This window comes from Sphingosinicella humi, from assembly GCF_003129465.1.
In the GTDB taxonomy this organism is placed as follows: domain Bacteria; phylum Pseudomonadota; class Alphaproteobacteria; order Sphingomonadales; family Sphingomonadaceae; genus Allosphingosinicella; species Allosphingosinicella humi.
Map to the genome: position 1 here is coordinate 24,457 of NZ_QFFF01000001.1, position 19,961 is coordinate 44,417.

The following is a 19,961-nucleotide window of genomic DNA, read 5'->3' on the forward strand; positions in this document are numbered from 1 at the left end:
CCGGCGCCGCCTATCTCGTGAGGCCACCCTGTAGCAAAGGATTGACATGACCACCTTCGACGACCGCGAAAAGGCATTCGAGAATAAATATGCCCGCGATCAGGAGATGCAGTTCCGCATTCTCGCCCGGCGCAACCGCCTGCTCGGCCACTGGGCGGCGAAGCTGATGGGCCTGACCGATGTGGAGGCCGATGCCTATGCGAAGGAGGTCATTCGCTCCGACTTCGAGGAGGCGGGCGACGAGGATGTGGTCCGCAAGATTTTGGGCGATCTGACGTCCGCCGGCGTCGATTGCGACGAGGGCCGCATCCGCGAAGCGCTGGAGCATAAGGCCGTCGAGGCGCGGCGGCAGATGATCCAGGCGCAGGAGTAAGGCCGTGCCGATGGCCGCCGAGGACATAGAGGCTCTGATCCGCCAGGGGATCCCCGATGCCGAGGTCGAGATCACCGATCTCGCCGGCGACGGCGACCATTATGCCGCGCGCGTCGTGGCTGAGAGCTTTCGCGGCGTGCCGAGGGTGAAACAGCACCAGCGCGTTTACGAGGCGCTGGGCGGGCGGATGGGCGGCGTGCTTCACGCCCTCCAGCTCACCACCGCCGTTCCGGAATAAGGATTTTGACATGACCGACATCAAGGCCCGCCTCGACGAGATCGTCAGCAAGAACGATATCGTCCTCTTCATGAAGGGCACCGCCCTTTTCCCGCAATGCGGCTTCTCGTCGCGCGCGGTAGCGATCCTGGATCATCTCGGCGTCGCCTTCGAGACCGTGGATGTGCTCCAGGACCCGGAGATCCGTCAGGGCATCAAGGACTATAGCGACTGGCCGACCATCCCCCAGCTCTATGTGAAGGGCGAGTTCGTCGGCGGCTCCGACATCATGATGGAGATGTTCGAGGCCGGCGAGCTCCAGCAGCTGATGGCCGACAAGCAGGTCGCCATGGCGGAGTAGACGGATCGTCATGCCGGACTTGATCCGGCATCCATGAACACCGGGTATCGAAGCTCGAACGCCGGTGTTCATGGATCCTGACTTTCGTCAGGATGACGCCGAAGAGGGCGTCACCCGGCGCAAGCCCACCAATTCGAGGCCCGTCAGGCCGAGCACGATCAGCGCCTGGGCGGCGACGAAGGCGGCGCCGATCGCGGTGACGGCCGCACCATAGTGGCCGACAAGCACGAAGCTCTCCACTACCCAGCCGAGATTGCCCACGATCACCACCCAGACAAGCAGGGCCGGCGGCGAGGGACGCGATGCGAGCCCGCCCATGAAGGCGGCGACAGGCAGGAGCAGCAGCCCGGCGCCGCGCACCAGCCCTTCCGGAAGCCCGAACAGAGGCGCCAGGGAATCGGCCGCGGCGGCGAGGAGGACACCCATACCGGCGCAGCTCAGCGCATCGAGGGCCAGGACGCGGCGCAGAAACAGGGTCGATGACATGATCAGTCCTTTCCATTTGGTTCGCCGCGAGTCGGCTGCGGCGCCTTCTGGATTCGCTGATCGGGGTCATGGGGTCGATTACGTGGAGGTAATGGGATTGCGGCCCCGGAGCGGCTAAGCCTTGGCTCATGGAAAGCAGCACTTCAGCCGTCGGCGAGCAGCTTCGCGCCTGGCGCACCCGCCGCCGCCTCAGCCAGCTCGATCTGGCCTTGGACGCCGAAATCTCGGCGCGGCACCTGAGCTTCGTCGAAACCGGCCGCTCCCGTCCCAGCCGCGAAATATTGATGCGGCTGACCGAGCGCCTCGCCGTCCCCGCCCGCGAGCGGAACCATATCCTCGTCGCCGCCGGCTTCGCGCCCGCTTTGCCAGAACGCTCGCTCGACGATCCGGCGCTGGCCGATGCGCGACACGCGGTCGAACTGGTGCTGAAAGCGCACGAACCCTTTCCCGCGCTCGCGGTCGACCGGCACTGGCAGCTAGTCAGCGCCAATGCCGGGCTCGCTCCGCTGCTCGCGGGCGTAGCGCCGCATCTTCTGGAGCCGCCGGTCAATGTGCTTCGAGTCAGCCTTCATCCCGAAGGCGTGGCGCCCCGCATCGCCAACCTCCCCGAGTGGCGGGGCCATATCTTCCATCGGCTGGAGGCGCAGATCGACGCCAGCGCCGACGCCGGTCTCGCCAGGCTGCTGGAAGAGCTGCGCGCCTATCCGGGCGGCGCCGCCCACGGCACGGGCGGGCTGGGCGGCGTAGCCGTGCCGTTCGTCCTCAAGAGCGAGGCGGGGGAGCTTTCCTTCCTCAGCATCACGTCGATGTTCGGAACGCCGATCGACATCACCCTGGCAGAACTCGCCATAGAGACGTTCCTGCCCGCCAATGCGCGGACGGCGGAACTGCTTGGAAGCCGGAGCTGAAATTGAGCGGGGCGGACGGCGCGACCGGAAAAAGCGCCTGTCCGCCCCTTGTTCGACGGAACAATGTGGACGCGGACAAGGATACACGCCGCGTGCCAAACCGTCCAAGGCGCGGAAACGCGGGCTTCCGATGGTGAAGCCGCATTAATTTTTTCGGCGATTGTAAACTGAGCCGACAGGGGCTGCTTAATCGGTCGTTCAGCTTCTGCCGTATTAAATATATAACACAGTTCGCATTTCGTTGCTTTGCGTATTGACTACATCTGTAATCATGTGAGACTACAAATGTAATCAAGGGAGGCACCGATGAGCGAGCGCATTTCGGAGGCGGAGCATGCGGTGATGGAAGTGCTCTGGCACGAGTCGCCGCTGGGCGCCCAGGAAGTCGCCGACCGGATCGATCCGGAACGCGGCTGGAGCATCCGCACCGTCAAGACCCTCCTCTCCCGTCTCCTCGCCAAGGGCGTGCTCGTCCATGAAGAGGAAGGGCGGCGCTATCTCTACCGGCCGGTCGTCGAGCGCGACGATTTCGTCACCCGCGAGTCGCGCCGGCTGCTCGACCGCATGTTCGGCGGCAGCGTCAGTCCGCTTATCGCCCATCTCGCCGAGCGGGACAGCCTCAGTCCCGAAGACATTGCCGAGATCGAAGCTCTCTTGAAGGAGCTGAAGTCATGATCGCCTGGGCTTTCGATGCGGTGATCGGCAGCACGCTGCTGATGCTGCTCGTCCTCGCCGTGCGCCGGCCGGTGGCGCATCTCTTCGGCGCCACCTGGGCCTATGCGCTGTGGCTGCTGCCGGCGCTGAGGCTGGTCATGCCGCAGATGCCGTCGCTCACGACGCCGGTTTCCGTTCCCTCAATCACCGTGGTTCTCCCTGCGGTGGAGAGGGCCGCGGCCGCGCCGCTGCCGGTCGACGCCGGGCCTGGGCAGTGGGTATCCATATTGCTCGCGCTATGGATCGGCGGCGCGGCCGCTTTCCTGATCTGGCACCAGTCCGCCTACAGCGCCTTCCTGCTCAGCATCGGCTCGACCCCGCGCAAGGGCGATCCCGAGGAGTTCGGCGGCATCCGCGTGATCGAGAGCGAAGCGGTGGACGGGCCTGTAGCAATCGGCGTGTTCGACAAGCGCATCGTCGTGCCGCCCCTCTTCAACTGGCGCTACAGCGCCGCCGAGCAACAGCTCGCGCTGGAGCATGAGCTGATCCACCATCGCCGCGGCGATCTGTGGTGGAACATGCTCGCGCTCGGCGTGCTCGCGCTCAACTGGTTCAACCCTATCGCTCATTTCGCTTTCCGCGCCTTCCGCGCCGACCAGGAACTCGCCTGCGACGCCGCGATCGCCCGTAAGGCCCCCGATCGGCGCCATGATTATGCAAGCGCCCTCGTCAAAGCCGCGAGCCGCCCCGGCCTGGTCGCAGCCTGCCCGCTGAACCACGCCGAATTTTTGAAGCGGAGATTGAAATTGATGAAATCCCATCGGGCGACCCGAGCCCGCACTCTGGGCGGCGTCGCTGCCGTCGGCATTCTCGCCGCGGGCGGGCTGGCGCTCAGCAGCCCCGGCTTCGCCCAGCGCGACGACGATGTCGGCGAAGTGGTCGTCCAGGCGATGGAGCGAGATGGCGCTCTCATCACCCCGGCCGAGGAAGCGGCGATCCGCGAGAAATGCGGCGAGGCTGCGACTGGTTCGCACGGCATTTCCCTCCGCGGACGTGATGGCGCGCTGGTGTGCGAGAACGGCAAGGTCGTCGACGATCCCGAGGCGCGGGCGATCGTCGGCCGCGTGACCGAGCGGGCCCGCACCCGGGTCGAGACGGTGATGAACGATCCCGCCGTGGTGGCCGCCATCGATGGTGAAGCGACACGGGCGGCGGAAGCGGCCGTGGCCGCCATCGACGAGGCCGAGATCGCGAGAGCCGTGGCCGAAGCCGAGACAGCCGTGAGGGCGGTCGACCTGGGCCATGTACACGGAGCCCTGGCCGAAGCGCGGGCAGGCCTCGCGGCGATCGACATCGACAAGATCCGGGCCGCCGCGATGGCGCCGGCGATGGCCTCGGTCGCGGTCGACGTGCCGCATGTCCAGCTCAGCGCCGCCGACCGGGCCGAGATCGAGGCGTCGATCGCCGAAGCGCGCGCGGAAATCGCCTCCGCCCAAATCGACCGCGCCGAGATCGCCCGGTCCCTCGCGGAGGCCCGGAACGAGCTGCGTGAGGCGCACCGGGAGCGGCAGGAAGCGCTCCGCGAAGCGCATCGCGAGCGGCAGGACGCACTGCTCGAGGCTCAGCGGGAGCGGCGGCAGGCGCTACGCGAGGCCGAACACGAGCGCCGGCGCGCGTTGCACGAGGCGGAGACGTGGCGGGAGAAGAGCGAGCGGCATTGATCCGCTCGGCCTCCTTCCCTTTCGGGCGCCGCGATGCCACATGCCGCCCATGGAAGAGTGGCCGACCGGTATTGTCGAAACGCTGGATCCGCTTGTGCGGCGCCTGCTCGCGCCCAATCCCTCGCCTTTCACCTATAGCGGGACGCAAACCTATATTGTGGGCCGGGGCGACGTCGCCGTCATCGATCCCGGCCCCGACATGGACGAGCATCTGGACGCCCTGCTCTCGGCCCTGGGAGACGAGAGGATCGCGGCGATCGTCTGCACGCACACCCATCGCGATCACAGCCCCGCCAGCCGCCCCCTGAAGGCCGCCACCGGCGCCCCCATCGTCGGCTGCGCCCCGCTCGCCTTGTCCGACGAGGGTCCGCGCGCCGACGCCGCCTTCGATTTCGACTATGCGCCCGATCGGGTGCTGGCCGACGGCGAGACCTTGAGCGGCGACGGCTGGACCCTGGAGGCGGTGGAGACGCCCGGCCATACGTCCAATCACCTCTGCCTCGCCCTCAACGAAACGGGGGCGCTGTTCACCGGCGATCATGTGATGGGCTGGTCGACCACGGTCGTCTCGCCCCCCGACGGCGACATGGCCGCCTATATGCAGAGCCTCGAAAAGCTGCTCGCCCGGGAGGACGTCATCTATTATCCCGCTCACGGGCCCGCCGTTGAGCGCCCGCAGCGGCTGGTCCGCGGCCTCATCGGCCATCGCCGCCAGCGCGAGGGGCAGATATTGCGTCGGCTGAAGGCGGGGGAAGGACGCATATCGGCCATGGTCGAGCAGATGTACAAGGGACTGGACCCGCGCCTCCACCCGGCCGCGGGCCGCTCGGTGCTCGCCCACCTCATCGACCTCGAGGCGCGCGGGATCGTGCGGCATGACGACGAGCATTGGAGCCTCGCCGCGTGAAGCGAACAGCCATTGTCGCCGCGCTGCTGATCGGCCTCGTCGTCGGCGCGCTCTTCGTGGGCGTGGCGCGGGTCTCGGACTGGTTCGATCCCGGGACCGATCCGGAGAGCATCGCCGTCGCCAGCCTCCAATCGGTACGCGAACAGGCCCGCCTCACCCCCTTCGTCGCGCGCTTCGTCACGGTCGTCACATCGACGCAGAGCCGCTTCGGCCTCCAGGCGCAAAAGACGCTGATCATGCCCGGAACGGTGCGCTACGAGCTCGATCTCGCAGCGATCGACGAGCAAGACCTCGACTGGAACGCCGCGAATTCCACCCTCACCGTCACCCTTCCGCCCATTGAAATTTCAGGTCCGGAAATCGATCTAAGCCAGGTGCAGGAATATTCCGGCGGCGGCGTGCTGATGGCGCTCACCGATGCCGAAAAGACTCTCGACATGGCCAACCGTCGCCGAGGGCAGCAGAGCTTGCTGGAGCAGGCCAAGGCGCCGGTGGCGATGCGCATGGCCCGCGATGCGGCCAAGGCGGCGGTGGAGCGGAGCTTCGCCTTGCCGCTGCGGGCGGCGGGGATCGAGGCGACGGTCGTGACGCGGTTCGCCGACGAAGGGGGAAGCCGGGATCCGTCCTGGATGGACAGGTCGCGGCGGGTAGAGGATGTGCTAAGCGAAAGGCAAAAGGAGCGGTAGGCCGCTCCCATGGAACGGGAAGAGCATGAACGCACCCAATATGAGCTTGAAGGGTCTGGACCTCCGCACGGAGATCGATCGGCTGCGCAAGGAGCGCAACGCCGTCATCCTGGCCCATTATTATCAGAAGCCCGAGATACAGGACCTAGCCGATTTCGTCGGTGACAGCCTGGATCTCAGCCGCAAGGCCGAGGCGACGGACGCCGACGTCATCGCCTTTTGCGGCGTGCGCTTCATGGCCGAGACGGCGAAGATATTGTCGCCGCAGAAGATCGTCGTACTGCCCGACATGGACGCCGGCTGCAGCCTGGAAGACAGCTGCCCGCCCGATCAGTTCAAGGCGTTCCGCGAGGCCCATCCGGACCATATCGCCCTCACCTACATCAACTGCTCGGCGGCGGTGAAGGCACTCTCCGACATCATCGTCACCAGCTCGTCCGCGCAGATCATCCTCGACCAGATCCCGAAGGACCAGAAGATCATCTTCGGCCCCGACCGCCATCTCGGCGGCTATCTCTCGCGCAAGAGCGGACGCGACATGCTCCTCTGGCCGGGCGTCTGCATCGTGCACGAGGCGTTTTCGGAAACGGAGCTACTCAAGCTCAAGGCGCAGCATCCGGGCGCGCCGGTGCTCGCACATCCCGAATGCCCGCCGCATATCCTCGACCATGCCGACCATGTCGGCTCCACCTCGAGCATCCTCGATTATGCGCTGCGTTCGCCCGACGAGACGCTGATCGTCGCGACCGAGCCGCACATCATCCACCAGATGGAGAAGGCCGCGCCGCACAAGACCTTCATTGGCGCGCCGGGCGCGGACGGCAACTGCAACTGCAACATGTGCCCCTACATGGCGCTCAACACGATGGAGAAGCTTTACGTCGCCCTTCGCGACCTCCAGCCGAGGATCGAAATGGACGAGGAGCTCCGCCTCGCCGCCAAGAAGTCGCTCGATCGCATGCTCGACATGGCCGGACGGACCGTGGGGCAAGGCGACGTCGGCCGTCCGATCTTCGCCAGCGCCTAGGCGGCGAGCGGCGGGATTGGAATCTCACCGGGAAGCGGCTAGCGGCCGACTATGACCAATATCCGCACCGGTGGCCGCATCCTCGTCGACAATCTCCTGGCGCAGGGATGTGACCGCATCTTCTGCGTCCCCGGCGAAAGCTATCTCGCCGCGCTCGACGCGCTGCATGATACGCCTCAGATCGACCTCGTCGTCTGCCGCCAGGAAGGCGGCGTCACCTATATGGCCGAGGCCGACGGCAAGATGACCGGTCGCCCCGGCATCGCTTTCGTGACGCGCGGGCCGGGCGCCACCAATGCCTCGGTCGGCGTCCATGTCGCGATGCAGGATTCGACGCCGATGATCCTCTTCGTCGGCGATGTCGCGCGCGGCGACCGTGACCGCGAGGGTTTCCAGGAAGTCGACTTCCAGACGATGTTCGCGCCGCTCTCCAAATGGGCCGCGCGGATCGATGACGCCGCGCGTATCCCGGAATATGTCGCGCGAGCCTATTCCGTGGCGATCTCGGGCCGACCCGGCCCAGTCGTGCTGGCGCTTCCTGAAGACATGCTCCGCGATGAGGTGGAGGCAATCGACCGTCCCCGCGTCGAGCGGCCGATCCAGGTCCCCTGCCCCCAGGAAATCGCCGCCATTGGCGAGAAGCTGCGGGCGGCCAAGCGGCCTGTCGCGATCGTCGGCGGCGCCGGCTGGACGCGCGATGGCGGCGCCGCCTTTGCCCGCTTCGCCGAGGCTTGGGGCCTTCCCGTAGCCGTCGCCTTCCGGCGCCAGGATTCAGTGTCGAACGACTGCGCCGTCTATGCCGGCAATCTCGGCTACGGCCCCAACCCCAAGCTGGTGGAGCGGGTCAAGGCCGCCGACCTGATCCTCGTCGTCGGCGCCCGCCTCGGGGAGGCGACGACCGACGGCTACACCCTCGTCACTCCGGACCATCCGGGCCAGACGCTAATCCACATCCATCCCGATCCGAACGAACTCGGCCGCGTCTACCGCACCGATCAGGCGATGTGCGTCGACATGACCGTGGGCCTCGCCCTCGAAACGCTGGAGCCGCCCTCCCCCCGCCCGACTGCCGGCGAGGAGGCGCATCGCGAATGGCTCGACTGGAGTACGGCGCAGCCGCGCGACATCGCGCTCGATCTCGGCCAGGCCGTCATGCAGATGCGCGAGGCGCTTCCCGCCGACAGCATCATCTGCAACGGCGCCGGCAACTTCTCCGGGTGGTGGCACCGCTACTGGCGCTATGCCGAGCAGCCGAGCCAGCTCGCCCCCACCAACGGCTCGATGGGCTACGGCATGCCCGCCGGCGTCGCGGCGGCGCTGCGCCTCCGTGATCGGCAGGTGGTCGTCGTCGCCGGCGATGGCGATTTCATGATGAACGGCCAGGAATTGGCTACCGCCGTCCGCTATGGCGCGGACATGCTGATCCTGGTGATCGACAATGCCAGCTACGGCACCATCCGCATGCACCAGGAGCGGGAATATCCCGCGCGCCTGTCCGGCACCGAGCTGGTGAACCCCGATTTCGCCGCGCTGGCCCGGGCCTATGGCGCCTGGGCAGAAACGGTGGAGCGTACCGAAGATTTCGCACAGGCGCTGGCGCGCGCGCAAGAACGGTCCGGCGTTAAGCTCCTCCATCTCAAGACGGATGTGGAGAATATCACGGCGAACACCACGATTACCGCCTTACGCGAGCGGGCGCGCAGCCGGTAGGATAGGCCGATCGTTAGAAGAAAGCTTGCTCATGCACCGCGCGAAAAGCCTGATCCCTCTAGCTCTTCTGATCTCGAGCCCGTCTCTCGCCGCCCAGCTCTCCGACGATCTGGTGGCGGAGCTCGACGCTGCTGCGGCCGGCGAAACGGGTGAACAGAGGACGGAAGAGCCTGCCGCCGATCCGCAGCCGGACGAGCAAGAACAGACGATCGAGGGCGAAGAAGCCGCGGACCCGAACGGCGAAGGAGAAGCTGGGAACGACCTCATCGCCAAGCTTGCGTCCCTGGCGGCAGAAGGCGATGCCGAGGCCGCTTACCATCTCGGCATGGCCTATCATCTCGGCGCCAACGGTGCGAAGAAGGATCTCCCAAAAGCCTTCGAGCTGTTCAAGCAGTCCGCCGAGGCGGGCAATCCCCTCGGCGCCTACATGCTGGGTTCCTATTATGCGGGTGATGGCGGGAATGCAGTCGAGGCCGATGCCGAACTGGCCCTGAAGCACAAGCTCGCGGCCGCCGATGCCGGCCATGCGCTGGCTCAACATGACGTCGCCCAGCAATTCTACGAGCGGGGCGAGACCGACAAGGCGCTCGACTATCTGCTCGCCTCCGCCAAGCAGGGCTATCTCCCCTCGCTCCAGGCGCTCGCCTCCCTCTACAGCGGGGAAGGCAAGGTGGCGAAGGACCCCGTCAGGCAGTTCGCCTATGTCGCGTTGCTCCAGGGCAGCTCAGGCGACGCGCCGTCCAAGCGCCTGCAGGAATGGCGCGACAAGATGCAGGCGGAGCTCAGCGAGGAACAGCTGAAGCAAGCGGTCGAGATCGTCCAGACCTGGAAGACCGAGCCGTCCGAGGTGACCCAGAAGGCGTTGTCCGGCGAGGCTGCCGCACTGAAGCTCCTCGGCCTCGAGGCTGCGGCGCCCGAACCGCCAAAAATCGACAGCCAGGAGGCCCCGGAAGGCCGTTAAGATCTAGAGTCCGAACGGATAGGTTTCTTCTTCGGCCGCCTCGATCTTGCCCGGCAGCGGAGTCACCGCGGTCGTCTCGTCGAACCACACCCAGGCGTCGAACTGACCCGGCAGGATCGCCTGCGAATAATGGCTCCAGCGCTCGGTTTCCGGCCGATAGATGACGCCGATGAATCGCTCCAGCCGCGGCTCCTCCAGCATCTCGCGCAGCCCCTCCTCGGCGCCGCGCAGATCGAGCAGGAACTGCTTCACATTGCTGTCGTGCGAGACACGCTCGTAGCTACCGGATAGCGACGGCCGCACTGCCTTCACCTCCATCGGGGCATCCCAGTCGCTCGCGGCGGCGACGGTGCCGCTATGGGTCCCGAAGCCGATCAGCATCGCCTCCCGACCGAAGCGTTCGCGGCAGAGCTGGCCGATATTCAGCTCCTCGCGCACCTGCCCCATTTCGGTGTGGCTGGCATCGCCGATATGGCTGTTGTGCGCCCAGACGATCGCCTTCGACTCAGGCCCCTTGGCATCGAGCAGCTGGCAGAGCGTTTCGAACATATGGGTGTCGCGCAGGTTCCAGCTCTCGGCCGCCCCATGATACATCACGCGATAATATTCCTCGGCATTCTTGATCAGCCGGGCATTGGCGGTCGCGTCGAGGAACTCGTCGCCATCCTCCGCGGCATATTCGAGCTTCCTCTGCAAAAGCTCGCGCAGCATCTCGACGACCGGCCGCTCGCATTCGGCGAAGCCGCGCGTGATGGCCATCCGGCCATAACCCTGCGGGTTCTTGGCATAGGGCATCAGGCAACCGTACCGCTCCCGCGCCACCGCCGCGGCTTCGGGGTCGACATCGTCCAGATAATCGATGACGGCGCGCATCGAGCCGCCAAGATTGTAGAGATCGAGCCCATAGAAACCGGTCATCTCGTCCGGCGCCCGACCTTCATTGTGCCGCCGCAGCCAGCGGATGAAAGCGTCCACATCCGTGTTGCGCCACATCCAGGTCGGGAAGCGCTGGAAGGCCGCCTCCTCGCCCTCGCGTATCGGGCGATGCCGCACATAACGGTCGACGGCCGCCGCATCCGGCCAATCCGCCTCGACGGCAACGATGGTAAAGCCATGCTCCTCGATCAGCCGTTTCGTGATGGCGGCGCGGGCGCGGTAGAATTCGGATGTGCCGTGACTGGCTTCGCCGAGCAGCACGACCCGGGCTCCGGCATAGGTATCGAAGAGCGCGCCGAAGGCAGGATCGTCGATCGCCGGCAACGGCTCGGCCGCGGCTCCGATGAGTTCTGGCAGCGACCGGAGCGCCTGCCGCCCGCCTTCCTCGTCCCGGAAGCCATGGGCGCCGATGAGCGGCACAAAGCGCACTCCGCCGAGGTCTTCCGCTCGAAAATCGTCATCACCGAGCCGGGTGACCTTTACCAGCTTCTGGATCGAATGCGGCTCGCCGACCGGCATGACCAGTCGCCCGCCGTCGGAGAGCTGGTTGCGCAGCTCCTTCGGCACGTCCGGCCCGCTCGCGGCCGCGATGATCGCATCGAAGGGCGCCTCCCGCGGCAGACCCTTGGTGCCGTCGCCATGGATGATGGTGACATTGTCGTAGCCGAGCCGCTTCATCCGCGCCGCGGCCAATTCGGCCAGCTGCGCGTGGCGCTCGATGGCGAACACCTGGTCCGCCACCTGCCCCATCACCGCGGCGGCATAGCCGGAGCCGGCGCCGATCTCGAGCACGCGATCGCCCGCCTTGAGCCCCGCCGCCTCGATCATCAGGGCGACGATATAAGGCTGCGAGATCGTCTGCTCGGCTTCGATCGGCAGCGGCGAATCCTCGAAGGCGAACTCGCGCAGATGCGCCGGCACGAACGCCTCGCGCGGCACGGTCCGCATCGCATCGAGCAGGCGGCGGTCCGTTATGCCTCGTGCAGCAATCTGCCGCTCGACCATCCGCTCGCGCGCGGCGGCGGCATCCATGACAGGTGCATCGACCATGTCGGCCTCCCGGAAGCTTCGAGAGTCAAACCGGCACGGCCGGCGGACGTTCCGTTTTCCTATCTCTCCACGAGCTCTGCGCGCGGGGGAGGAGAAATCAACCGCCGCCGACGAACGTCACGATCTCGAAATCGTCGCCATCTTCGACGCGGACATCGGCGAGAGTCGAGCGCGGCACGATTTCCAGGTTGCGCTCGACGGCCACCTTGGTGGGCTCCAGCCCAAGCTCCGACGCCAGCTCGGCGATCGTCATTCCCGCGACCACCCGGCGATGGTCGCCATTGACCTTGATCGATACGGTACCGTCGTCGTGCATCTCGCTCCCTTTGCGCAATCGCCTTTCGGGCCATATAGGAAGCCGCCATGGCGAAACCACCGACCGTCTTTGTCCTCAATGGCCCCAACCTCAATCTGCTGGGGACGCGGGAGCCCGAAATCTATGGCTCCGATACGCTGGACGACATCGCCGGCCGTCTCGAGGACCGGGCGCGCGAGCTCGGCCTCGCCGTCGACCTGCGCCAGTCCAACCATGAAGGCCATCTGATAGACTGGCTGCACGAGGCGCAGGCGGAAGATGCCAAAACGGTGATCCTCAACGCCGGCGCCTTCACCCATACCTCGGTCGCACTGCACGACGCGATCAAGGCCATTACGGTGCCGGTGATCGAGGTGCATTTGTCCAATCCGTCGGCGCGGGAATCTTTCCGCCGCCGCAGCTTCATCGCGCCCGTCGCAAGGGGCACCATCGCCGGCTTCGGAGCGCTCGGCTACCAGCTCGCGCTGGACGCCGCCGCCCGTCTCTGACAGAGCGCCCAAAACAGGGAACCAAGAGTCCAATGACCGATAAGACCAACCCCCAGGGAACGATGCGGGTCGACACCGATCTCGTCCGCCGCCTGGCCGAAATGCTGAACGAGAACGATCTCTCCGAAATCGAGGTCGAGGACGGCGACCGCAAGATTGTCGTCAAGAGGCAGATGATGACGGTGGCCGCCGCGCCCATGGCCCATGCCGCGCCCTTGGCCGCCGCGCCGGCCCCTCAGGTCCAGGCTTCCGTGGCCGAGGAGTCCCTCGCCGCCGCCCATGCCGGCGCCGTCAAGTCGCCGATGGTGGGGACCGCCTATCTTGCCGGTGAGCCGGGCGGGAAGCCCTTCGTCTCGGCGGGCCAGAAGGTGAGTGCCGGCGATACGCTCCTCATCGTCGAAGCGATGAAAGTGATGAACCCGATCGCGGCGCCGCGCGCCGGCACCATCAAGGAAGTGCTGGTCCAGGACGCGCAGCCGGTCGAATTCGATCAGCCGCTCGTGATCATCGAGTAAGGGCGGCCATGGCCATCAAGAAGGTCCTGATCGCCAACCGCGGCGAGATCGCGCTGCGCATCCACCGCGCCTGCCACGAAATGGGCATCAAGACGGTGGCGGTGCACTCCACCGCAGACGCCGATGCGATGCACGTTCGTCTTGCCGACGAGGCCGTCTGCATCGGCCCGCCGCCGGCCGGCGAATCCTATCTCAACGTCCCGAACATCATCTCGGCCGCCGAGATCAGCCACGCGGACGCGATCCATCCCGGCTACGGCTTCCTCTCCGAGAATGCGCGCTTCGCCGAGATCGTCGAGCTCCACAACATCATCTGGATCGGCCCCAAGCCCGAGCATATCCGCACCATGGGCGACAAGGTGGAGGCCAAGCGCACCGCCGGTGCGCTCGGCCTGCCGCTGGTGCCGGGCTCCGCCGGCGCGATCGAGAGCGTCGAGGAAGCGAAGAGCCTCGCTCGCGACATCGGCTATCCGGTGCTGATCAAGGCCGCTTCTGGCGGCGGCGGACGCGGCATGAAGGTCGTGCCGTCGGAGGACCAGCTCGAGACCCTGATGAGCCAGGCGCGGTCGGAGGCGAAGAACGCGTTCGGCGACGATACCGTGTACATGGAAAAGTATCTCGGCGATCCGCGCCACATCGAGTTCCAGATCTTCGGCGACGGCAACGGCAACGCCATCCATCTGGGCGAGCGCGACTGCTCGCTCCAGCGCCGCCACCAGAAGGTGCTGGAGGAAGCGCCCTCGCCCGTCATCAGCGCCGAGGAGCGCGACCGCATGGGCGGCATCGTCGCCAAGGCCATGGCCGAGATGGGCTATCGCGGCGCCGGCACGATCGAGTTCCTCTACGAGAATGGCGAATTCTACTTCATCGAGATGAACACCCGCCTCCAGGTCGAGCATCCGGTGACCGAGATGATCACCGGTCTCGACCTCGTCCGCGAGCAGATCCGCATCGCGGAGGGCAATCCGCTCACCCTGCGCCAGCAGGACGTGGTCTTTCGCGGCCACGCCATCGAATGCCGGATCAACGCCGAGGACCCGAGGACCTTCGCCCCCTCCCCGGGCCTCGTCAAAGGCTATCACGCGCCCGGCGGCATGAATGTCCGCGTCGACAGCGGTCTCTACGCCGGCTACCGGGTGCCGCCCTATTATGACAGCATGATCGCAAAGCTGATCGTCTACGGCACCAGCCGCGAAGGCGCTATCAAGCGCCTCCGCCGCGCGCTGGAGGAGTTCGTCATCGACGGCATCACGACGACCATCCCCCTCCACCAGAAGCTGATCGAGGATCCCGAATTCCAGTCGGGCGACTATACGATCAAATGGTTGGAGGAATGGCTGAGCCGCGACGGCGCATAGGGCGCCCGGGGACAGCGACCAGGCCCTTCGCGCTTGGCCCGGTTCACGTCATTGCGAGGAGCGAAGCGACGAAGCAATCCAGGCTAGCGCCCCACTGGATTGCTTCGCTGCGCTCGCAATGACGATCTCGTGTGACGCGACCTAGATCGTGTAATGCTCGCTCATCCACTCGTGGGTGACGAGCACCTGATCGCCCAGGCCCGCCGCTTCGAACAGGATGGCGGCAAATTCATCCGGCAGCCCGATGCAGCCATGGGTCGCCCATTCATAGCCGATCTCGCCGCTGCCGTGGATGGCGATGCCGTCCCAGGTGAGCCGCAGCATGTAGGGCATCGGCGCCCCGGCATAGAGGTTCGACACATGGTCGATGTCCTTCTCCAGGATGGGGAAGGTTCCCGTCGGCGTCGGCTTGTCGTCCGCGCCGTAGATGATGACCGACCGCCCGATCTCGACGCCGGCGCGATAGACGTAGAGGCGCTGCGCGGTGAGGTCGATGACGATGCCGATCGGCCCCTCCGGCACGCCCTCCTCGTCCCAGACATAGTCGTTGGGCTGCAGCGGACGATCGAGGCTGAGCACCGTGTTGACGGTGAACGCGCTCGCCGATGGGGCAGCGGCCAACTGGACGGACGGACCCGCAGTCTCGGCCAGGGGCGCCGAAGGGATCGAGGCCTCGATCGGAGTGGCCGGACCGATCGCTGAATCGGAAAGCTCAGCCGTCGCTTTCGCCGCTACCGGCGGCTCATTTTGCGAACAGGCGCCGGCGGCGAGGCAGAGAAGAATCGCCAATCCCTTCCGGTAGAGCCGCGCCGCTTTGCCCTGAGTCATTCTGCCTGTCCCGTTCGCCTTCGCGCGGGACTATTCCGCAAGCCCGTCTTTATGGCTACCGGCTCATTTACGTTGTATCCGTTCGGGACGCTCATGGCCGGCTTCCTCAACGGAGAAGCGGCCCAACCAGGAAAGAAGAATGAAAGCGACCATCTATCACAATCCGAAGTGCGGAACGTCTCGCAAGACACTCGAAATCCTCAATGAATCGGGCGCCGACGTCACCGTGATAGAATATCTGAAGCAGCCGCTCGCCAAGGAGGAGCTTCGCCGCCTCTACGACCGCGCCGGTATCAGCCCGCGCGAAGGCCTGCGCGCCAAGGAGCAACTGGCCAAGGATCTCGACCTCGCCGGCGGCCATGTCAGCGACAACGCGATTCTGGATGCCATGGTCGAGAACCCGATCCTCATCGAGAGACCGATCGTGGAGACGGAAAAGGGCGTTCGTCTCTGCCGCCCCCAGGACAAGGTGCGCGAGATACTCTGAAACTCGCCGAGCCGGCTTGACCCGCGATCCGCTGAGGATCAATCAGGAAGCATGGCGGTTCTAGACCCGGACCTGCTGCTGCGCGCCTATTCCATCGGCGTGTTTCCGATGGCGGACAGCCGCGACGCCGACGAGGTTTTCTGGGTGGAGCCGCGCCGCCGCGCGATCATTCCGCTCGACGGCTTCCGCATGTCGCGCTCGCTCCGCAAGACGATCCGGTCGGGCAGCTTCACCGTTACGCACGACAAGGTGTTCGCCGCCGTCGTGCACAATTGCGCGCAGCGTGAGGAAACCTGGATCAACCGCCAGATCGAGCAGAGCTACAATCTGCTGCACCGACTCGGTCACGCCCATTCGATCGAATGCTGGCAGGATGAGGAGCTAGTCGGCGGACTCTACGGTGTGCGCCTCGGCGGCGCCTTCTTCGGCGAGAGCATGTTCTCGCTTCGGCCCGATGCGTCTAAGGTCGCGCTGGCCTGGCTGGTAGCGCGCCTGATCGTCGGTGGATTCCGGCTGCTCGACTGTCAGTTCATGACGGAGCATCTGGGCCGCCTCGGCGCGATCGAGGTCGACCAGAAACGCTATGTCTCGATGCTCTCCGCGGCATTGTCCGCGGGCTCTTCCGGCGGCGGCGGCGCAGGCGGCCGGGTCTCTGCCTCCGGTTCCGCTCCTGCAGGGGCCGGCGGTGCCTCTGCCGGTGCGGCCGGAGCGGAATTCGGCGCGCTCGACCGACTGCTCGCGGCGGATCCTGCGCGCTCGGTCGATGCGGCGGCGGCCGGATGTGTCATCGCGCAACTTTTGGGCCAGACGTCGTAAACCGGGTGCTCGACGACGTTCAGCGAGGGCGATTCCTTGTAGAGCCAGCCGGAGAAGACTCGCTGGAACTCCCCCTGGATATTGCGCACGTCTACCTGGACGAAAGCGCCCGTCAGCTGCTGTATCTCCCACGGCGCCGTCGTCTCGCAGGCCCGCAGCCGAACGATGACATCGTCGACCCGGATGGCCTGCCCCGGCTTCAGCGTCAGGTCCCGCGAGAGGCCGTTGCGCTTGTTGAGAAAGCCGAGCACCGCCACCCGCTCGGCCATGGGCGTCGTGCCGGGCGCCACTTCGGTGACCGTCTGCGGAATGTCGACGGTCTGCGGTTCCGGCTCCCCTTCCGGCGCCTTCTCACGCTCGGGAACGCCCCGGCCGCAGGCCGCGAGCAGCGCGAGCGCAGCGATTGGAAACGCGCGCCTCATTGTGCCCCCAGCTCTTCCATCGTGCCCAGCCCCGAATTCTCCTCGTCCTGCGGCGGCGCGGAGTTCCGGCCGCCGGAGCGATTGATGAAGGAGCCGATGAGACCCATCATGTCCACCGAACCCTGGGTGTCGAAAATCACGTCCCCATTTTTGAGCGGCGTCGGGGATCCGCCCGGCAGGAGGGTGATATAGGTGCCGCCGAGCAGCCCCTCCATGGTGATCGCAGCGGTGCTGTCGGAGGGGACTTTGAAATCCTCGTCGATCGCCAGGATCACCTCGGCCTGGTAGGTTTCGGGGTCCAGCCGCTGGCTGGCCACGCTGCCGACCTTGAGCCCGGCGATCCGAACATCGGTGCCCACGGACACGCCGTTCGCCGCCGGGAACAGCGCGGTGACCTGGATCGAATCGCGGATGCCGCCGCCGGTCCTCTGCCAGGCGAAGGCAACGAACCATCCTGCGAGCAGGACGACCAGCAGGCCGACCGCGGCCTCGACGAGGTTGTCCCGGAGCAGGCCCTTCATGACCTATTCGGGCGTCCAGGCCTGATAATCGCCGCTCGCCGCCGCTCGCTGCCCGCCTCGCTCCAAGGCGCCGGAGGGCAGATAGGCGTGGGCCGTGCCGGTGAGGTTCGGCGTCGACGGCTTCTCGAACTTGCGGATCGGGGGCAGCGCCTCATCGGGCAGGCCGTCGATCTGATGATGCAGCCAGCTATACCATTCGGGCGGAATGCGGCTCGCATCGTTAGGACCGTTGTAGATCACCCAACGCTTATTGCCCTTCTTCGCCCGAAAATAGACGTTGCCGAGCGAATCGGTTCCGACGCGCTCGCCGTGGCGGCGGCTGAACAGCGCTGTGCCGATGGTCGCGCCGTCCCACCAGGTGAATATCTTGGACCAGAAACCCATGGCCGCTCGCCTAGCCTCGTTGGGGGATGATACGCAAGCGCCTAGAAAGAAGGGCCGCCCGGCCAGCTCACCCGGTCGCCTTCGTCAATCCCGAGCTCGACCGAGCGCCCGCCGGCGATCTCCAGCACGGCGGCGACCGGCTCGCCCACTCCGACCGGGGCGAGCGAAAGCGGCGTCGTGTTGACCGCGATCCGGGCAATCGTTCCGTCGGGGCGGACGAAGATCATGTCGAGCGGTATGAGCGTATTCTTCATCCAGAAGCTTGCCGGTCGCGGCTCGGGGAAGGGAAAGAGCATGCCGACGTTCGGCGCGAGGCTTTCGCGGAACATCAGTCCCCGCGCTTGCTCGTCCGGCGTCCGCGCCACTTCGACGGTGAACGGATGCGTGGCGGCGTCAGTCTGAATCTGGAGCTCGATCTGGTCGAGCGCGGGGCGTTCCTGCTTCGCTGCGGCGATCTCGGCGGCGGAGGGAGGCTCGCCGCGGCAGCCGAGCAGAATCAGAACCAGGGCCGTGGCGGCCATCCTTCGGGTCGACATCAACGCGGCTCCACTTCGACCGCGAGCGGCCCCTTTTTCCCTGTCGCGACACGCGCGCGAAGGAGCTCGTCCGGCGTCAGATCGCACAATCCGCCTCGGCGAACGGTCTCCATGTGGACGAAAATGTCCTGCGAATCATCGCTTTCGCGCACGAGAAAGCCATACCCCTTCAAGCGATTGAACCATTTGACCCGCACCGGCTCGAATGCGCCCGCGTCCCCGAGCAGGGTCGACGGGTCGATCCGGTCGCCGCTGGCCTTGGCGCGGCCGACGTCCGGCGCAACGGCGTGGCTGAGGTCGATAGACAATATCTTTCGCGCCTGGAGCCCGCGCTCCTGCTCGGCAACCAGGCATTCGATCACAGCGCCCTCGGGAAGGCTGCGACGGTCATGCTCCTTGAGGACGCTGAAATGCACCAGAACATCGCCCTTGGCCTGCTCGCTCACCATGAAACCGAAACCGCGGGTGGCATCGAACCATTTCATGGTCCCAGTCAGCTTGACTAGCGCCTCACCATCATCGGCCACGCTATTGGGGCGCGATGCATCGGCAGCCGAAGCCTCATCATTTGCAAGCATTTCACGGCGTGAAGTCATTAAAGCACAGTCTACCATGATTTTAGCTATGAGTATCACGGCTTTTGCTGCGTTTGAACTGTCGCCGATCGAATTCTAGCCATTGTCACAATCTGGGATTTCACCGGGGGTTGCATCCAGCACCCGACGAATGACCTCCATGGAGTGTCCCGCCCGCGCCATGGCCGCAAATGCCTTGTCCCGCATCCGTCGGTCCGGCGTCTCGTCGGCATATGGGCCGATCCGCTTGCGTCGGGCGAAACGTAGCGCAGCCTCCAGCGCGCCGGACCGCGCCTGCTCCCTCGCCGGCGCCGCGTCCGCCTCCTCGATTCCCGCCGCCTGCAGCGCCCCGGCGATTCGTCGCTCGCCATACCCTCGCTGGTGCAGCGAAGCGGCCCGCGCCGCCGCGAACGCGCGGTCGTCGACATAACCGAGGCCCGACAGGCGAGCGACGAGGCGGTCGATCGGAGGGGCTCCTTCGCCGGCCCAGCCCCGCTCGCGCACCTTGCGGCCGAGATACGTCGCGAGCCTGGCCCTCGTCGTGGCGTAACGCCCGACATAGAAGAGGGCGATCCGTTCCAGGGCTTCCTCGTCAAGGGGAGGACGGGGCTTTTTCTGTCTTTGGGGTTCCACGCGCCTTGATTGTGCCATAGTCGAGCCAGAATATGAACGCGCCTTATGCCGTACAGCGGGAGCCGAATAGAGCTCCCCAGGCGGG

General features: G+C 66.0%; 24 protein-coding genes and 2 pseudogenes. 16 read left to right on the forward strand and 10 right to left on the reverse strand.

Translation table 11 applies throughout. The annotated features are described in order from the left end of the window. Positions 1 to 46: 46 nt before the first annotated feature. From DF286_RS00160 to grxD, 3 genes are read left to right on the forward strand one after another with little or no spacing between them, the layout of a single operon-like run. On the forward strand, positions 47 to 373 hold the full coding sequence (locus tag DF286_RS00160; protein ID WP_109269595.1) for a DUF1476 domain-containing protein: 327 nt from the start codon (positions 47 to 49) through the stop codon (positions 371 to 373). 4 nt (positions 374 to 377) lie between these two features. Next, positions 378 to 611: a BolA family protein gene (locus DF286_RS00165; RefSeq protein ID WP_109269596.1), complete on the forward strand. Its 234-nt coding sequence runs from the start codon at positions 378 to 380 to the stop codon at positions 609 to 611. 10 nt (positions 612 to 621) lie between these two features. Continuing rightward, positions 622 to 951 carry a Grx4 family monothiol glutaredoxin gene (gene grxD / locus DF286_RS00170; RefSeq protein ID WP_109269597.1) on the forward strand — a complete coding sequence of 110 codons (330 nt, stop codon included), beginning with the start codon at positions 622 to 624 and terminating at the stop codon, positions 949 to 951. Between the two features lie 87 nt (positions 952 to 1,038). On the opposite strand, the gene DF286_RS00175 is transcribed toward grxD, so the two are convergent. Then, on the reverse strand, positions 1,039 to 1,437 hold the full coding sequence (locus DF286_RS00175) for a hypothetical protein (protein ID WP_109269598.1): 399 nt from the start codon (positions 1,435 to 1,437) through the stop codon (positions 1,039 to 1,041). A gap of 128 nt (positions 1,438 to 1,565) precedes the next feature. Here DF286_RS00175 and DF286_RS00180 point away from each other — a divergent pair, with 128 nt between their 5' ends. The 8 genes from DF286_RS00180 (at position 1,566) to DF286_RS00215 (ending at position 10,011) form a co-directional block, all read left to right on the forward strand. After that, a complete protein-coding gene (locus DF286_RS00180; protein ID WP_109269599.1) occupies positions 1,566 to 2,345 on the forward strand; it encodes a helix-turn-helix domain-containing protein in 780 nt (259 codons plus the stop codon). A gap of 306 nt (positions 2,346 to 2,651) precedes the next feature. Further along, entirely contained in the window at positions 2,652 to 3,020 is a 369-nt protein-coding gene (locus DF286_RS00185; protein WP_109269600.1) for a BlaI/MecI/CopY family transcriptional regulator, read from the forward strand. Then, a complete protein-coding gene (locus DF286_RS00190) occupies positions 3,017 to 4,720 on the forward strand; it encodes a M56 family metallopeptidase (RefSeq protein WP_109269601.1) in 1,704 nt (567 codons plus the stop codon). Before DF286_RS00185 ends, DF286_RS00190 begins: the two co-directional genes overlap by 4 nt. Positions 4,721 to 4,760: 40 nt before the next feature. After that, a complete protein-coding gene (locus DF286_RS00195; protein ID WP_109269602.1) occupies positions 4,761 to 5,627 on the forward strand; it encodes an MBL fold metallo-hydrolase in 867 nt (288 codons plus the stop codon). Further along, complete coding sequence (locus DF286_RS00200) at positions 5,624 to 6,313, forward strand: DUF4230 domain-containing protein (protein WP_243444665.1); 690 nt, start codon at positions 5,624 to 5,626, stop codon at positions 6,311 to 6,313. Before DF286_RS00195 ends, DF286_RS00200 begins: the two co-directional genes overlap by 4 nt. A 25-nt stretch (positions 6,314 to 6,338) precedes the next feature. Next, complete coding sequence (gene nadA, locus DF286_RS00205; protein ID WP_109269604.1) at positions 6,339 to 7,340, forward strand: quinolinate synthase NadA; 1,002 nt, start codon at positions 6,339 to 6,341, stop codon at positions 7,338 to 7,340. A gap of 51 nt (positions 7,341 to 7,391) precedes the next feature. Then, positions 7,392 to 9,050 (forward strand): thiamine pyrophosphate-binding protein, encoded by a 1,659-nt coding sequence (locus DF286_RS00210; protein ID WP_109269605.1) that lies wholly within the window; start codon positions 7,392 to 7,394, stop codon positions 9,048 to 9,050. A gap of 31 nt (positions 9,051 to 9,081) precedes the next feature. Further along, positions 9,082 to 10,011, forward strand: a complete 930-nt coding sequence (locus DF286_RS00215; RefSeq protein ID WP_158274578.1) for a tetratricopeptide repeat protein — start codon at positions 9,082 to 9,084, stop codon at positions 10,009 to 10,011. Between the two features lie 3 nt (positions 10,012 to 10,014). On the opposite strand, the gene DF286_RS00220 is transcribed toward DF286_RS00215, so the two are convergent. Both DF286_RS00220 and thiS read right to left on the reverse strand, forming a co-directional pair. Next, on the reverse strand, positions 10,015 to 11,997 hold the full coding sequence (locus tag DF286_RS00220) for a protein-L-isoaspartate(D-aspartate) O-methyltransferase (protein WP_109269607.1): 1,983 nt from the start codon (positions 11,995 to 11,997) through the stop codon (positions 10,015 to 10,017). Between the two features lie 100 nt (positions 11,998 to 12,097). After that, positions 12,098 to 12,313: pseudogene (gene thiS, locus DF286_RS00225) on the reverse strand (sulfur carrier protein ThiS); the annotation flags it as partial. A gap of 47 nt (positions 12,314 to 12,360) precedes the next feature. On the opposite strand from thiS, the gene aroQ reads away from it, so the two are divergent. From aroQ to accC, 3 genes are read left to right on the forward strand one after another with little or no spacing between them, the layout of a single operon-like run. Next, positions 12,361 to 12,801, forward strand: coding sequence for a type II 3-dehydroquinate dehydratase (gene aroQ / locus DF286_RS00230; protein WP_109269609.1), 441 nt, complete (start codon positions 12,361 to 12,363; stop codon positions 12,799 to 12,801). 32 nt (positions 12,802 to 12,833) lie between these two features. Then, on the forward strand, positions 12,834 to 13,316 hold the full coding sequence (gene accB / locus DF286_RS00235; RefSeq protein WP_109269610.1) for an acetyl-CoA carboxylase biotin carboxyl carrier protein: 483 nt from the start codon (positions 12,834 to 12,836) through the stop codon (positions 13,314 to 13,316). 8 nt (positions 13,317 to 13,324) lie between these two features. Continuing rightward, positions 13,325 to 14,674, forward strand: a complete 1,350-nt coding sequence (gene accC, locus DF286_RS00240; RefSeq protein WP_109269611.1) for an acetyl-CoA carboxylase biotin carboxylase subunit — start codon at positions 13,325 to 13,327, stop codon at positions 14,672 to 14,674. A gap of 141 nt (positions 14,675 to 14,815) precedes the next feature. On the opposite strand, the gene DF286_RS00245 is transcribed toward accC, so the two are convergent. Then, entirely contained in the window at positions 14,816 to 15,502 is a 687-nt protein-coding gene (locus DF286_RS00245; RefSeq protein ID WP_109269612.1) for a L,D-transpeptidase family protein, read from the reverse strand. Between the two features lie 139 nt (positions 15,503 to 15,641). Between DF286_RS00245 and arsC the strand changes: the two genes are divergently transcribed. Next, positions 15,642 to 15,989 carry an arsenate reductase (glutaredoxin) gene (gene arsC, locus DF286_RS00250; protein ID WP_109269613.1) on the forward strand — a complete coding sequence of 116 codons (348 nt, stop codon included), beginning with the start codon at positions 15,642 to 15,644 and terminating at the stop codon, positions 15,987 to 15,989. Positions 15,990 to 16,040: 51 nt separating this feature from the next. Beyond that, positions 16,041 to 16,805 (forward strand): leucyl/phenylalanyl-tRNA--protein transferase, encoded by a 765-nt coding sequence (aat, locus tag DF286_RS00255; protein WP_109269614.1) that lies wholly within the window; start codon positions 16,041 to 16,043, stop codon positions 16,803 to 16,805. Positions 16,806 to 16,840: 35 nt separating this feature from the next. Here the strand turns inward: aat and DF286_RS15525 are convergent. From DF286_RS15525 to DF286_RS00285, 6 genes and pseudogenes are all read right to left on the reverse strand, one after another. Then, positions 16,841 to 17,227, reverse strand: a pseudogene (locus tag DF286_RS15525) (DUF2155 domain-containing protein); the annotation flags it as partial. Further along, on the reverse strand, positions 17,224 to 17,748 hold the full coding sequence (mlaD, locus tag DF286_RS00265; protein WP_109269615.1) for an outer membrane lipid asymmetry maintenance protein MlaD: 525 nt from the start codon (positions 17,746 to 17,748) through the stop codon (positions 17,224 to 17,226). The gene mlaD and the pseudogene DF286_RS15525, both read right to left, overlap by 4 nt. Before the next feature lie 3 nt (positions 17,749 to 17,751). Continuing rightward, the gene (locus tag DF286_RS00270; protein ID WP_109269616.1) at positions 17,752 to 18,132 is read right to left on the reverse strand and encodes an NADH:ubiquinone oxidoreductase subunit NDUFA12; all 381 of its coding nucleotides are present in this window, start codon (positions 18,130 to 18,132) and stop codon (positions 17,752 to 17,754) included. A gap of 41 nt (positions 18,133 to 18,173) precedes the next feature. Further along, on the reverse strand, positions 18,174 to 18,668 hold the full coding sequence (locus DF286_RS00275) for a DUF192 domain-containing protein (protein WP_243444666.1): 495 nt from the start codon (positions 18,666 to 18,668) through the stop codon (positions 18,174 to 18,176). After that, a complete protein-coding gene (locus DF286_RS00280; RefSeq protein WP_279379297.1) occupies positions 18,668 to 19,282 on the reverse strand; it encodes a cold-shock protein in 615 nt (204 codons plus the stop codon). The genes DF286_RS00275 and DF286_RS00280 overlap by 1 nt, the downstream gene beginning before the upstream one ends. 57 nt (positions 19,283 to 19,339) lie before the next feature. Next, the gene (locus tag DF286_RS00285) at positions 19,340 to 19,894 is read right to left on the reverse strand and encodes a regulatory protein RecX (RefSeq protein ID WP_109269618.1); all 555 of its coding nucleotides are present in this window, start codon (positions 19,892 to 19,894) and stop codon (positions 19,340 to 19,342) included. Between the last annotated feature and the right edge of the window lie 67 nt (positions 19,895 to 19,961).

Coding starts and splice junctions, on each gene's coding strand:
- DF286_RS00160 (WP_109269595.1), top strand. CDS start 47: ATGACCACCTTCGACGACCGCGAAAAGGCATTCGAGAATAAATATGCC.
- grxD (WP_109269597.1), top strand. CDS start 622: ATGACCGACATCAAGGCCCGCCTCGACGAGATCGTCAGCAAGAACGAT.
- DF286_RS00175 (WP_109269598.1), bottom strand. CDS start 1,437: ATGTCATCGACCCTGTTTCTGCGCCGCGTCCTGGCCCTCGATGCGCTG.
- DF286_RS00180 (WP_109269599.1), top strand. CDS start 1,566: ATGGAAAGCAGCACTTCAGCCGTCGGCGAGCAGCTTCGCGCCTGGCGC.
- DF286_RS00185 (WP_109269600.1), top strand. CDS start 2,652: ATGAGCGAGCGCATTTCGGAGGCGGAGCATGCGGTGATGGAAGTGCTC.
- DF286_RS00190 (WP_109269601.1), top strand. CDS start 3,017: ATGATCGCCTGGGCTTTCGATGCGGTGATCGGCAGCACGCTGCTGATG.
- DF286_RS00195 (WP_109269602.1), top strand. CDS start 4,761: ATGCCGCCCATGGAAGAGTGGCCGACCGGTATTGTCGAAACGCTGGAT.
- nadA (WP_109269604.1), top strand. CDS start 6,339: ATGAACGCACCCAATATGAGCTTGAAGGGTCTGGACCTCCGCACGGAG.
- DF286_RS00210 (WP_109269605.1), top strand. CDS start 7,392: ATGACCAATATCCGCACCGGTGGCCGCATCCTCGTCGACAATCTCCTG.
- DF286_RS00215 (WP_158274578.1), top strand. CDS start 9,082: ATGCACCGCGCGAAAAGCCTGATCCCTCTAGCTCTTCTGATCTCGAGC.
- DF286_RS00220 (WP_109269607.1), bottom strand. CDS start 11,997: ATGGTCGATGCACCTGTCATGGATGCCGCCGCCGCGCGCGAGCGGATG.
- aroQ (WP_109269609.1), top strand. CDS start 12,361: ATGGCGAAACCACCGACCGTCTTTGTCCTCAATGGCCCCAACCTCAAT.
- accB (WP_109269610.1), top strand. CDS start 12,834: ATGACCGATAAGACCAACCCCCAGGGAACGATGCGGGTCGACACCGAT.
- accC (WP_109269611.1), top strand. CDS start 13,325: ATGGCCATCAAGAAGGTCCTGATCGCCAACCGCGGCGAGATCGCGCTG.
- DF286_RS00245 (WP_109269612.1), bottom strand. CDS start 15,502: ATGACTCAGGGCAAAGCGGCGCGGCTCTACCGGAAGGGATTGGCGATT.
- arsC (WP_109269613.1), top strand. CDS start 15,642: ATGAAAGCGACCATCTATCACAATCCGAAGTGCGGAACGTCTCGCAAG.
- aat (WP_109269614.1), top strand. CDS start 16,041: ATGGCGGTTCTAGACCCGGACCTGCTGCTGCGCGCCTATTCCATCGGC.
- mlaD (WP_109269615.1), bottom strand. CDS start 17,748: ATGAAGGGCCTGCTCCGGGACAACCTCGTCGAGGCCGCGGTCGGCCTG.
- DF286_RS00270 (WP_109269616.1), bottom strand. CDS start 18,132: ATGGGTTTCTGGTCCAAGATATTCACCTGGTGGGACGGCGCGACCATC.
- DF286_RS00275 (WP_243444666.1), bottom strand. CDS start 18,668: ATGTCGACCCGAAGGATGGCCGCCACGGCCCTGGTTCTGATTCTGCTC.
- DF286_RS00280 (WP_279379297.1), bottom strand. CDS start 19,282: ATGGTAGACTGTGCTTTAATGACTTCACGCCGTGAAATGCTTGCAAAT.
- DF286_RS00285 (WP_109269618.1), bottom strand. CDS start 19,894: ATGGCACAATCAAGGCGCGTGGAACCCCAAAGACAGAAAAAGCCCCGT.